This is a genomic window from Streptomyces sp. NPDC059567, from assembly GCF_042735655.1.
Taxonomy (GTDB): Bacteria; Actinomycetota; Actinomycetes; order Streptomycetales; family Streptomycetaceae; genus Streptomyces.
Window position 1 is genome coordinate 25,669 of sequence record NZ_JBHWBS010000027.1, and the last position, 11,442, is coordinate 37,110.

At 70.1% G+C, this 11,442-nt stretch carries 10 protein-coding genes; 5 read left to right on the forward strand and 5 right to left on the reverse strand.

The window, feature by feature from the left end; all coding sequences use genetic code 11:
* Positions 1 to 153: 153 nt before the first annotated feature.
* Positions 154 to 1,272, reverse strand: coding sequence for a transaldolase (gene tal / locus ACFVZW_RS15035; protein WP_384521025.1), 1,119 nt, complete (start codon positions 1,270 to 1,272; stop codon positions 154 to 156).
* Positions 1,273 to 1,304: 32 nt separating this feature from the next.
* On the reverse strand, positions 1,305 to 3,392 hold the full coding sequence (gene tkt / locus ACFVZW_RS15040; protein ID WP_384521028.1) for a transketolase: 2,088 nt from the start codon (positions 3,390 to 3,392) through the stop codon (positions 1,305 to 1,307).
* A gap of 317 nt (positions 3,393 to 3,709) precedes the next feature.
* Between tkt and ACFVZW_RS15045 the strand changes: the two genes are divergently transcribed.
* The 3 genes from ACFVZW_RS15045 to ACFVZW_RS15055 all read left to right on the forward strand — a co-directional run bounded on the left by ACFVZW_RS15045 (position 3,710) and on the right by ACFVZW_RS15055 (position 6,231).
* Positions 3,710 to 4,657: a heme o synthase gene (locus tag ACFVZW_RS15045; protein ID WP_384521030.1), complete on the forward strand. Its 948-nt coding sequence runs from the start codon at positions 3,710 to 3,712 to the stop codon at positions 4,655 to 4,657.
* Between the two features lie 92 nt (positions 4,658 to 4,749).
* Entirely contained in the window at positions 4,750 to 5,082 is a 333-nt protein-coding gene (locus tag ACFVZW_RS15050) for a hypothetical protein (RefSeq protein ID WP_383552028.1), read from the forward strand.
* A 69-nt stretch (positions 5,083 to 5,151) separates the two neighbouring features.
* Entirely contained in the window at positions 5,152 to 6,231 is a 1,080-nt protein-coding gene (locus ACFVZW_RS15055) for an amidohydrolase family protein (RefSeq protein WP_384521033.1), read from the forward strand.
* Between the two features lie 46 nt (positions 6,232 to 6,277).
* On the opposite strand, the gene ACFVZW_RS15060 is transcribed toward ACFVZW_RS15055, so the two are convergent.
* From ACFVZW_RS15060 to ACFVZW_RS15070, 3 genes are all read right to left on the reverse strand, one after another.
* The gene (locus tag ACFVZW_RS15060) at positions 6,278 to 7,246 is read right to left on the reverse strand and encodes a heme A synthase (protein ID WP_384521140.1); all 969 of its coding nucleotides are present in this window, start codon (positions 7,244 to 7,246) and stop codon (positions 6,278 to 6,280) included.
* A 75-nt stretch (positions 7,247 to 7,321) separates the two neighbouring features.
* Positions 7,322 to 8,101: an ABC transporter permease gene (locus tag ACFVZW_RS15065; RefSeq protein WP_384521036.1), complete on the reverse strand. Its 780-nt coding sequence runs from the start codon at positions 8,099 to 8,101 to the stop codon at positions 7,322 to 7,324.
* A complete protein-coding gene (locus tag ACFVZW_RS15070) occupies positions 8,098 to 9,024 on the reverse strand; it encodes an ABC transporter ATP-binding protein (RefSeq protein ID WP_384521039.1) in 927 nt (308 codons plus the stop codon). Before ACFVZW_RS15070 ends, ACFVZW_RS15065 begins: the two co-directional genes overlap by 4 nt.
* Before the next feature lie 180 nt (positions 9,025 to 9,204).
* Between ACFVZW_RS15070 and ACFVZW_RS15075 the strand changes: the two genes are divergently transcribed.
* Positions 9,205 to 9,933 carry a helix-turn-helix transcriptional regulator gene (locus tag ACFVZW_RS15075; RefSeq protein ID WP_384521041.1) on the forward strand — a complete coding sequence of 243 codons (729 nt, stop codon included), beginning with the start codon at positions 9,205 to 9,207 and terminating at the stop codon, positions 9,931 to 9,933.
* On the forward strand, positions 9,930 to 11,345 hold the full coding sequence (gene sufB / locus ACFVZW_RS15080) for a Fe-S cluster assembly protein SufB (protein WP_383552016.1): 1,416 nt from the start codon (positions 9,930 to 9,932) through the stop codon (positions 11,343 to 11,345). The genes ACFVZW_RS15075 and sufB overlap by 4 nt, the downstream gene beginning before the upstream one ends.
* Positions 11,346 to 11,442: the final 97 nt, after the last annotated feature.

Here is an 11,442-nt window from a genome sequence, read left to right on the forward strand (position 1 = left end):
GCGCGCGAGCTCGCCGACAACATAGATATTTAGCGCCAAACACCCCGCCTCACCCCCAAACAACCCCCCCCCGCCCCCCCCCCCACCCACGCGGGAGCCGTCGGTCTGCGGCGTCACGGAGCGGGTTGGCTCCGTGGACTGCGCTCAAGGTGGTTACGCCTCCGAAGGTGCGAGGCGCTCAAGCTCCGCCTCGGTCGACTTGAGCAGGTCGTTCCAGGACGCCTCGAACTTCTCGACGCCCTCGTCCTCGAGCAGCTGCACCACGTCGTCGTACGAGATGCCGAGCTTCTCGACGGCGTCCAGTTCGGCGCGGGACTGCTCGTAGGTGCCACGCACGGTGTCACCGGAGACCTCGCCGTGGTCGGCGGTGGCCTCCAGGGTGGCCTCCGGCATCGTGTTGACCGTGCCGGGGGCGACCAGGTCCACGACGTACAGGGTGTCCTTGTACGCGGGGTCCTTCACGCCGGTCGAGGCCCACAGCGGACGCTGCTTGTTGGCCTGCGCCTTGTCGAGGGCGGCCCAGCGGTCCGAGGAGAAGACCTCCTCGAACGCCTCGTAGGCGAGACGGGCGTTGGCCAGGGCGGCCTTGCCCTTGAGGGCCTTGGCCTCGTCCGTGCCGATGGCGGTCAGGCGCTTGTCGATCTCCGAGTCCACCCGGGAGACGAAGAAGGACGCCACGGAGTGGATCTTGGAGAGGTCCAGGCCGCGCTCGCGGGCCTTCTCCAGACCGGCCAGGTAGGCGTCCATGACCGCGCGGTAGCGCTCCAGCGAGAAGATCAGCGTCACGTTGACGCTGATGCCGAGGCCGATGACCTCGGTGATCGCCGGCAGACCCGCCTTGGTGGCCGGGATCTTGATGAGGGTGTTGGGACGGTCCACCAGCCAGGCCAGCTGCTTGGCCTCGGCGATGGTCGCCGTCGTGTTGTGGGCCAGACGGGGGTCGACCTCGATGGAGACCCGGCCGTCCTGGCCGTCGGTCGCGTCGAAGACGGGGCGCAGGATGTCGGCGGCGTCCCTCACGTCCGCCGTCGTGATCATGCGGATGGCCTCGTCCACGGTGACCTTGCGGGCGGCGAGGTCGGCGAGCTGCTGGTCGTAACCGTGGCCCTCCGAGATCGCCTTCTGGAAGATGGACGGGTTGGTGGTGACACCGACCACGTGCTGCTGGTCGATCAGCTCGGCCAGGTTTCCGGACGTGATCCGCTGACGCGAGAGGTCGTCCAGCCAGATCGCGACGCCTTCGTCGGAGAGGCGCTTGAGAGCGTCTGTCATGAGAGGTTCTCCAAAAGTCGTGTCTAAGGGCGTCAGCGCGCGGCGGCGGCGAGAGATTCCCGCGCGGCCGCGGCGACGGCTTCCGGCGTGAAGCCGAACTCGCGGAAGAGGACCTTCGCGTCGGCCGAGGCGCCGAAGTGCTCCAGCGAGACGATCCGGCCGGCGTCGCCGACGTACTTGTGCCAGGTCAGACCGATACCGGCCTCGACCGCGACCCGAGCCTTGACCGACGGCGGCAGGACGGAGTCCTTGTACGCCTGGTCCTGCTCCTCGAACCACTCGACGGACGGCATCGAGACCACGCGGGTCGGGACACCGGCGGCCTGGAGCTGCTCGCGGGCCTCGACGGCCAGGTGCACCTCGGAGCCCGTGCCGATCAGCACGACCTGGGCGTCGCCGCCCTCGGCGTCGGCCAGAACGTAGCCACCCTTGGCGGCGTCCTCGTTCCAGTCGTACGTCGGCACACCCTGACGGGTCAGGGCGAGACCGTGCGGGGCGCCCTTCCCGAACTCGCGGGTGTGACGCTTGACGATCTCGCGCCAGGCGATGGAGGTCTCGTTGGCGTCCGCGGGGCGGACGACGTTCAGACCGGGGATCGCGCGCAGCGACGCCAGGTGCTCCACCGGCTGGTGGGTCGGACCGTCCTCGCCCAGACCGATCGAGTCGTGGGTCCAGACGTACGTCACCGGCAGGTGCATGAGGGCCGACAGGCGGACCGCGTTGCGCATGTAGTCGGAGAACACCAGGAAGGTGCCGCCGTAGACGCGGGTGTTGCCGTGCAGCGCGATGCCGTTCATCTCCGCGGCCATGGAGTGCTCGCGGATGCCGAAGTGGATCGTGCGGCCGTACTTGTCGGCCTCCGGCAGCGGGTTGCCCTCGGGCAGGAACGACGAGGTCTTGTCGATCGTCGTGTTGTTCGAGCCGGCGAGGTCGGCCGAGCCGCCCCACAGCTCGGGGATGACCGCGCCGAGCGACTGCAGGACCTTGCCGGACGCCGCGCGGGTGGCGATGCCCCCGCCCGCCTCGAACACCGGGAGCTTCGACTCCCAGCCCTCGGGCAGCTCGTTCGCCTGGATGCGGTCGAACTCCGCGGCCCGCTCCGGGTTGGCCGTACGCCACTCGGCGAGCGACTTCTCCCACGCGGCGCGAGCCTCGCGGCCACGGTCGCCCAGGGCGCGCGTGTGACCGATGACCTCGTCGGTGACCTCGAAGGTCTGCTCCGGGTCGAAGCCGAGGACACGCTTGGTGGCCGCGATCTCCTCGTCACCCAGCGCCGAGCCGTGCGCGGCCTCGGTGTTCTGGGCGTTCGGGGCGGGCCAGGCGATGATCGAGCGCATCGCGATGAACGACGGACGCTCGGTCTCGGCCTCGGCGGCCTTGATCGCCGCGAACAGGGCGGCCGGGTCGAGGTCGCCGTTGGCCTGCGGCTCGACACGCTGGACGTGCCAGCCGTAGGCCTCGTACCGCTTCATCGTGTCCTCGGACACGGCGGTCTCGGTGTCGCCCTCGATCGAGATGTGGTTGTCGTCCCACAGCAGGACCAGGTTGCCGAGCTTCTGGTGACCGGCCAGCGAGGACGCCTCGGCGGAGATGCCCTCCTGGAGGCAGCCGTCACCGGCGATCACGTAGATGTTGTGGTCGAACGGGGAGGTGCCGGGGGCCGCCTCCGGGTCGAACAGGCCGCGCTCGTAGCGGGCGGCCATCGCCATGCCCACGGCGTTGGCGACGCCCTGGCCAAGCGGGCCGGTCGTCGTCTCCACACCCGCGGTGTGCCCGTACTCCGGGTGACCCGGGGTCTTCGAGCCCCAGGTGCGGAATGCCTTCAGGTCGTCCAGCTCGAGCCCGAAGCCACCCAGGTACAGCTGGGTGTAGAGCGTGAGGGACGAGTGGCCGGCGGAGAGCACGAAACGGTCGCGCCCGACCCACTCGGGGTCGGCCGGGTCGTGGCGCATCACCTTCTGGAAGAGGGTGTACGCGGCGGGCGCCAGGCTCATGGCCGTACCGGGATGGCCGTTGCCGACCTTCTGTACGGCGTCCGCGGCCAGGACGCGGGCGGTGTCAACGGCCCGCTGGTCCGTTTCGGTCCACTCGAGGTCTGTGGTGGTCGGCTTAGTGCTCACCCTGAGTCAGGGCTCCTCTCCACATGTACTGGAAAGCCGGTGACTGAGGGTGTACCGGCGGTGTCGAGCCTACCCCCGACAACGCGCCCATCCTTTCGAGTGCGCGGGCCTCACATGAGCGGATACGGCAAGAGTGCCGGTCACTGTGTCACTTCGCCTCCCGAGCGGCGTCCGACCCTCGGGACAAGCCCCCTCAACACGACCCCACCCCCGCGAAGATCGGCGTATGGGCAACGTCTACAGTGGCGTGGTACGCGCAAGTCTTCACCCCGTCTTCATCCGGGGAGCTTGCTGGGATTTCTCTGTCAGGGGTGTGCGTGACGGCCGTCGAGTCCCGACCCGCAGGGGTCGTCTTGACTCCCAGCCCGGGGGGCCATCGGCCGTTCGGGGCCCGCGTCAAGGCATACGTGGCGCTGACGAAGCCGCGGATCATCGAGCTTCTGCTCATCACCACCGTTCCGGTGATGTTCCTCGCCGAGCAGGGTGTGCCGAACATGTGGCTGGTACTCGCCACTTGCTTCGGCGGCTACCTGTCGGCGGGCGGCGCGAACGCGCTGAACATGTACATCGACCGCGACATCGACGCCCTGATGGACCGCACCTCCCAGCGCCCGCTGGTCACCGGAGTGCTCACCCCGCGTGAGGGCCTGGTCTTCGGCCTCACCCTCGCCGTGGTCTCCACGCTCTGGTTCGGCCTCCTGGTCAACTGGCTCTCCGCCGCGCTCTCGCTCGGCGCGCTCCTCTTCTACGTCGTGGTCTACACGATGATCCTCAAGCGGCGGACCGCGCAGAACATCGTCTGGGGCGGCATCGCCGGCTGTCTGCCCGTGCTGATCGGCTGGTCGGCCGTCACCAACTCGATGTCCTGGGCCGCGATCATCCTCTTCATGGTCATCTTCTTCTGGACGCCGCCGCACTACTGGCCGCTGTCGATGAAGGTGAAGGACGACTACGCCCGCGCGGGCGTCCCCATGCTGCCGGTCCTCGCCTCCAACAAGGTCGTCGCCAAGCAGATCGTCGCGTACAGCTGGGTGATGGTCGCCGTCTCCCTGCTGCTGACCCCGCTCGGCTACACGGGCTGGTTCTACACCGCCGTGGCGCTGCTCACCGGCGGCTGGTGGCTCTGGGAGGCGCACGCGCTGCTCAACCGCGCGAAGAACGGCGCGACCGGCGCGAAGCTCAAGGAGATGCGCCTCTTCCACTGGTCGATCACCTATGTCTCGCTGCTCTTCGTGGCGGTCGCGGTCGACCCCTTCCTGAGGTAGTTCCTCGGATCTGATCAACGGCCGGGGTACGTGGGCAAGACCACGTACCCCGGCCGTCGCCAGTCGATCTACCTGTCAGTAGCATCTTTGGCATGGCAGACACCAAGCAGGCGGACACCAAGGCGGAGCGCAAGGCGGCCAAGCTCGCCAAGCAGATCCAGGCGTTCTCCAAGAAGCACGGCGGCGCCGAGGGGCAGCTCGCCTACATCGGTCAGATGGGCACCCGCATCGTCCTCGTCGGCGAGGACGGCGGCTGGGGCGACCTGGTGGCCCCGACGTTCCCCGTCGCCCAGCAGGCCGCGGAGAAGGCCGGGCTGACCCTCCACGACGAGTTCGACGGCGAGTTCGCCGCCAAGGTCGTGACCGGCCCGTACGAGTGGACCCGGATGGCCGGTATCCAGATCGGCGGCCCGTCGAACGGCTGAGGCAACAACCTCGGGTGGGGCTCACCCGTTAGGACGGGTGGAAGCACGTCCACGCAGGGAGCCCCCCGAATGATCGAGACCCCGAGCCTGGTGGACCAGTACTGCCACGGGGTGCTCCGCAAGGAGCTCGGCCTCGGCACCTTCGAGGCACACCTCGGCAGAACAGGCGGGCGGCCCGCGCCCGGCACCACCTTCTTCGACACCCAGACCGGCTTCGCGGTACGCCGCTGGTGCCCGCCGCTGCTCGGCCTGGAACCGCACTGCCCACCGGCCCGCTATCTCGCGCGCCGCCGGGAACTGGGCGTCCTGGAGTCCGGGCGCAGGCTGCTCCGGGCCTCCGGGATCTCCACCTACCTGGTGGACACGGGACTGCCCGGCGATCTGACGGGCCCCGCCGAGATCGCCTCCGCCGGGGCCGCCGACGCCCACGAGATCATCCGTCTGGAGCTGCTCGCCGAGCAGGTGGCCGACACCTCGGGGACGGTCGAAGGGCTCCTGGCCAACCTCGCGGAGGCCGTCCACGGCGCCGCCGCGACCGCCGTCGCATTCACCTCCGTGGCGGGGGTGTCCCGAGGGCTCGCCTACGCACCCGAACCACCGGGCCCCGGCGAGGTGCGCGGGGCAGCCGGCCGCTGGCTGGCCGGGCGCGCCGCCGGCGGCCGGCTCACCGACCCCGTTCTGCTGCGGCACCTCCTATGGATCGCCGTCGCCTCGGGGCGGCCGCTCCAGCTGCACGTGGGGACCGAGGACCCGGACGGACTGGCCGGCTTCGCCGCCTCCACCAGCGGGCTCGGGGTCGACCTGGTGCTCCTGCACGGCTACCCGTACCACCGGCAGACGGCCCAGCTGACCGCCGTCTTCCCGCATGTGTACGCCGACCTCGGCTCCGTCCTCGGCAGGACCGGGGCCCGTGCCGCGGCCGTCCTCGCCGAACTCCTGGAGCTGGCCCCCTTCGGCAAACTGCTCTTCTCCAGCGGCGCCCACGCCCTGCCCGAGCTGCACGTCGTCGCCGCCAGCGTCTTCCGCGGCGCGCTCGGCCGTGTGCTGGGCGAATGGGTGGGCGACGGCGCCTGGTCCCTCAAGGACGCGCAGCGCGTCGCCACGATGATCGCGGCGGGCAATGCGCAGCGGGTTTACAAGCTCATCTGAGCGCGTACCCGATTTCGGATATCGCGCGGATTCGTTCCGCGCCGCCCTACGCGGTGGCGAGCGCGGAGTCGGCCTGGGCCGGGATATCCGGGCCGGCCACGGGGCGCTCGCGCAGGCTCAGGGCGAGGCGCAGGACGGCGATCCACATCAGCGCGGAGCCGAGCATGTGCGCCCCGACCAGGAGCTCGGGGACCCCGGTGAAGTACTGGACGTACCCGATCCCGCCCTGCGCCAGCAGCACGATCAGCAGGTCGCGGGCGCGGGCCCGGGTGTCGTCGGGAGCGTCCACGACCCGCAGCACCAGCCACATGGCGAGCGCCAGCGCGCAGACGACCCACGCGGCGATGGCGTGGAGGTGGGCGGCGGCGGTCCAGTCCCACGGCATCCGCGGGACGTCGCTGCTGTCACCCGCGTGCTTGCCCGAGCCGGTCACCGCGGTGCCGAGGACGATCAGCAGCGCCGAGGCGGTGATGATGGCCCAGGACAGCTTGCGGACCGGTCCGGGGACGCGCGGCCGGGGTGTCGTGTCGCCCTCGCCGGCGCGCTGCCAGGTGATCACGGCGACGGTGAGGAGCGCGTTCGCGGCGATGAAGTGGCCGGCGACCGTCCACGGGTTCAGGCCCATCCACACGGTGATGCCGCCCAGGACCGCGTTGCTCGCGACGATCCAGAACTGCAGCCAGCCGAGCCGGGTCAGACCGCGGCGCCACGGCTTGGTGGACCGCGCGGCGATGATCGCCCAGCCGACCGCGGCCGACAGGACGTACGTCAGCATCCGGTTGCCGAACTCGATCGCCCCGCGGTAGCCCTGCTCGGGCGTCACGATGAGGCTGTCGTCCGTGCACTTGGGCCAGGTGTCGCAGCCGAGACCGGAACCGGTGAGCCGGACCGCACCTCCCGTGACGATGATGAGCACGCTCATCACGACGGCGGAGAGCGCGGCGCGCCGGAGCGTCCGGGGGGACGGGGTCCAGCGCCTGGCGATGGAGGCGAGGGGGGTCAGCACGGGCCCTATCGTAGGACGGGGCTTGTGCACGCTTTCACGAGGGGTGCGTTACGGGAGAAGTCACCCCGGAACGTCACGCCGTCGCTACTCCCAGCGGAAGAACCTCGCCGCCGCGCCGAGCCCGAGCACCGCCCACACGGCCAGGGTCAGCGCCTGGCCCCAGGGCATCGCGGCGCCGCCCTGCAGCACGTCCCGCAGCCCGTCCGAGAGCGCCGAGATCGGCAGCAGTTCCAGCACGGCGCGGGCCGCGTCCGGGAACTTGTCCAGGGGCACGATCACCCCGCCGCCGACCAGGAGCAGCAGGAAGACCAGGTTCGCGGCGGCCAGCGTCGCCTCCGCCCGCAGCGTGCCGGCCATCAGCAGGCCGAGGCCCGAGAAGGCGGCCGTGCCGAGGACGAGCAGCAGCAGGACGGAGAACGGGTCGCCCTGGGGCGACCAGCCGAGCCCCAGCGCGATCGCCGTCAGGAGCGCGACCTGGAGCACCTCGGTGACCAGGACGGAGAGCGTCTTGGCGGTCATCAGCGCCCAGCGGGGCAGCGGTGAGGCGCCGAGCCGCTTGAGCACCCCGTAGCGGCGCTCGAAGCCGGTCGCGATGGCCTGGCCGGTGAAGGCGGTGGACATCACGGCGAGCGCGAGGACGCCGGGGGCGAGGAAGTCGACTGCCTTGTCGGTCCCCGTGTCGACGATGTCGACGGTGGAGAAGAGCACGAGGAGCAGCGACGGGATGATCACCGTCAGGAGCAGCTGCTCGCCGTTGCGCAGCAGCATCTTCGTCTCCAGGACGGTCTGCGCCGCGATCATCCGGCCGACGGGGGCGGCTCCCGGCTTCGGGGCGTACGTCCCCGTACTCGTACCGCTGCTCATGCGCGCAGCTCCTTGCCCGTGAGCTCCAGAAAGACGTCTTCGAGGGTGTGGCGCTCCACCGAGATGCCGTCCGGCATCACGCCGTGCTGGGCGCACCAGCTGGTGACGGTGGCGAGCAGCTGCGGGCCCACCTCGCCGCTGATCCGGTACGCGCCGGGGGTGAGCTCCGCGGCCGCCGTGCCGTCCGGCAGGGCCTTGAGCAGCGAGCCGAGGTCGAGCCCGGGGCGGCCGGTGAAGCGCAGGGTGTTCTCGGCGCCGCCGCGGCACAGCTGCTCGGGGCTGCCCTGGGCGGCGACCCGGCCGCCGTCGATGATGGCGACGTCGTCCGCGAGCTCCTCGGCCTCGTTCATGAAGTGCGTGGTGAGCACGACGCCGGCGCCGTCGGCGCGCAGCTCGCGGACGAGGTCCCAGGTGGCGTGGCGGGCCTGCGGGTCGAGTCCGGCGGTCGGCTCGTCGAGGAAGACCAGCTCGGGGCGGCCGACGACGGCCATGGCGAGCGCGAGGCGCTGCTGCTGGCCGCCGGAGAGCCGGCGGTAGGTGGTCCGGCCGCAGGAGCCGAGCCCGAGGCGCTCGATCAGGGCGTCCACGTCCAGCGGGTGGGCGTGCAGCTTCGCCATGTGGCGGAGCATCTCGTCGGCGCGGGCGCCGGAGTAGACGCCACCCGACTGGAGCATCACGCCGATCCTGGGACGCAGGAGGCCCGCGTCGGCGATCGGGTCGAGGCCGAGGACGCGGACAGTGCCCGCGTCGGCCTTCCGGTAGCCCTCGCAGGTCTCGATCGTGGTGGTCTTCCCGGCCCCGTTGGGGCCGAGGACGGCGGTCACGGTGCCGGCCCGGACGTCGAGGTCGAGGCCGTCGACGGCGGTCTTCGTCCCGTACCGCTTGACCAGGCCGCGGACCTGGACGGCGGACTCGTTTCGCATGGCGGGAAGTCTAGAGAGGTCGCCGGAGTGGATCCGGCGCGGGGCCCGGATCCCGCTCGTATTCGTCCTACGAATGATCATTTCCGCAGGTCAGGTAAGCCTTACCTGAGTGATGCACGGCACCGTCGTCCGCTCGGACGGCGCTTGTCACTCTCGAAGGAATTACGCAACAATGGCGTTGTGAAAAACGTCGACGCGGCTCCTGTGGAGGAACTCGCGACCGGTGAGCGCTCTACGCGCAACCGGGTCGCGCGGTCCATCCTGGATCACGGACCGTCGACGGTCTCCGATCTCGCGCAACGCCTCCGCCTCACCCAGGCGGCCGTGCGCCGCCATCTCGACTCCCTCGTCGCCGACAATGTCGTCGAGGCCCGTGAGAAGCGCGTGTACGGAGCCCGCACCCGCGGCCGCCCCGCCAAGGTCTTCGCGCTGACCGACTGCGGCCGGGACGCCTTCGACCAGTCGTACGACTCGCTGGCCGTCGACGCCCTGCGCTGGATCGAGAAGAACGCCGGGGGAGAGGCCGCCGTGGCCGCCTTCGCCCGCGACCGCCTCGAGCACCAGGCAGAGGCGTACCGCGAGGCCGTCGAGTCGGCGGACCCCGACCAGCGCACCGAGGCGCTTGCCAGGGCGCTGAGCGCGGACGGGTACGCTGCCACTGCGCGGAACGCGCCGGTCGGCGAGCAGCTCTGCCAGCACCACTGCCCGGTCGCCCATGTCGCCGAGCAGTACCCCCAGCTGTGCGAGGCGGAGACGGAGATCTTCTCCCGCCTCTTGGGAACGCACGTCCAGCGTCTCGCCACCATCGCGCATGGTGACGGCGTCTGCACGACGTTCATCCCGCACAGCGCCCCACAGACCACCCCATCAGAAGCATCCGCAAGTACGGCCGGGAGGAACCCCGCATGACCACCGAGATCAGCCACCCCGAGCTCGAGGGCCTGGGTCGGTACGAGTACGGCTGGGCCGACTCCGACGCCGCCGGCGCCACCGCGAAGCGCGGTCTGAACGAGGACGTCGTCCGCGACATCTCCGCGAAGAAGAACGAGCCCGAGTGGATGCTGAAGCTGCGGCTCAAGGGTCTGCGCCTCTTCGACAAGAAGCCCATGCCGAGCTGGGGCTCCGACCTGTCGGGCATCGACTTCGACAACATCAAGTACTTCGTCCGGTCCACCGAGAAGCAGGCCGAGTCCTGGGAGGACCTGCCGGAGGACATCAAGAACACGTACGACAAGCTCGGCATCCCCGAGGCGGAGAAGCAGCGCCTCGTCGCCGGTGTCGCGGCCCAGTACGAGTCCGAGGTCGTCTACCACCAGATCCGTGAGGACCTGGAGGAGCAGGGCGTCGTCTTCGTCGACACCGACACCGCGCTGAAGGAGCACGAGGAGCTCTTCCGCGAGTACTTCGGCACGGTCATCCCGGTCGGCGACAACAAGTTCGCCTCGCTGAACACGGCCGTCTGGTCCGGCGGATCGTTCATCTACGTGCCGAAGGGCGTGCACGTCGAGATCCCGCTGCAGGCCTACTTCCGTATCAACACGGAGAACATGGGCCAGTTCGAGCGGACGCTGATCGTCGTCGACGAGGACGCCTACGTCCACTACGTCGAGGGCTGCACCGCCCCGATCTACTCCTCCGACTCGCTGCACTCCGCGGTCGTCGAGATCATCGTGAAGAAGGGCGGCCGCTGCCGCTACACGACGATCCAGAACTGGTCGAACAACGTCTACAACCTGGTCACCAAGCGCGCCGTGGCCTACGAGGGCGCGACCATGGAGTGGGTCGACGGCAACATCGGCTCCAAGGTCACCATGAAGTACCCGGCCGTCTACCTGATGGGCGAGCACGCCAAGGGCGAGACCCTGTCCATCGCCTTCGCGGGCGAGGGCCAGCACCAGGACGCCGGCGCCAAGATGGTCCACATGGCCCCGAACACCTCCTCCAACATCGTCTCCAAGTCGGTGGCGCGAGGCGGCGGCCGCACCTCCTACCGCGGTCTCATCGAGATCGGCGAGGGTGCTCCGGGCGCCAAGTCGAACGTGCTCTGCGACGCGCTGCTCGTCGACACGATCTCCCGCTCGGACACGTACCCCTACGTGGACGTCCGCGAGGACGACGTCTCCATGGGCCACGAGGCCACCGTCTCCAAGGTCTCCGAGGACCAGCTCTTCTACCTGATGAGCCGCGGTCTGACCGAGTTCGAGGCGATGGCGATGATCGTGCGCGGCTTCGTCGAGCCCATCGCCAAGGAGCTGCCGATGGAGTACGCCCTCGAGCTCAACCGGCTGATCGAGCTGCAGATGGAAGGCGCGGTGGGCTAAGGCGCCCCGCGGACCCGCCGGGGCCGGCCCCGCGGGCTCGGCCCCCGGCCCCCGGACCCCACGGCCCCCCTGCCCCGAAAAGCCACCACCCCGCGGG

Bases quoted from the DNA above. Each gene is read 5' to 3' on its own strand.
- tal (WP_384521025.1), bottom strand. From the start codon at position 1,272: ATGACAGACGCTCTCAAGCGCCTCTCCGACGAAGGCGTCGCGATCTGG.
- ACFVZW_RS15050 (WP_383552028.1), top strand. From the start codon at position 4,750: ATGGCAGACACCAAGCAGGCGGACACCAAGGCGGAGCGCAAGGCGGCC.
- ACFVZW_RS15055 (WP_384521033.1), top strand. From the start codon at position 5,152: ATGATCGAGACCCCGAGCCTGGTGGACCAGTACTGCCACGGGGTGCTC.
- ACFVZW_RS15065 (WP_384521036.1), bottom strand. From the start codon at position 8,101: ATGAGCAGCGGTACGAGTACGGGGACGTACGCCCCGAAGCCGGGAGCC.
- ACFVZW_RS15070 (WP_384521039.1), bottom strand. From the start codon at position 9,024: ATGCGAAACGAGTCCGCCGTCCAGGTCCGCGGCCTGGTCAAGCGGTAC.
- sufB (WP_383552016.1), top strand. From the start codon at position 9,930: ATGACCACCGAGATCAGCCACCCCGAGCTCGAGGGCCTGGGTCGGTAC.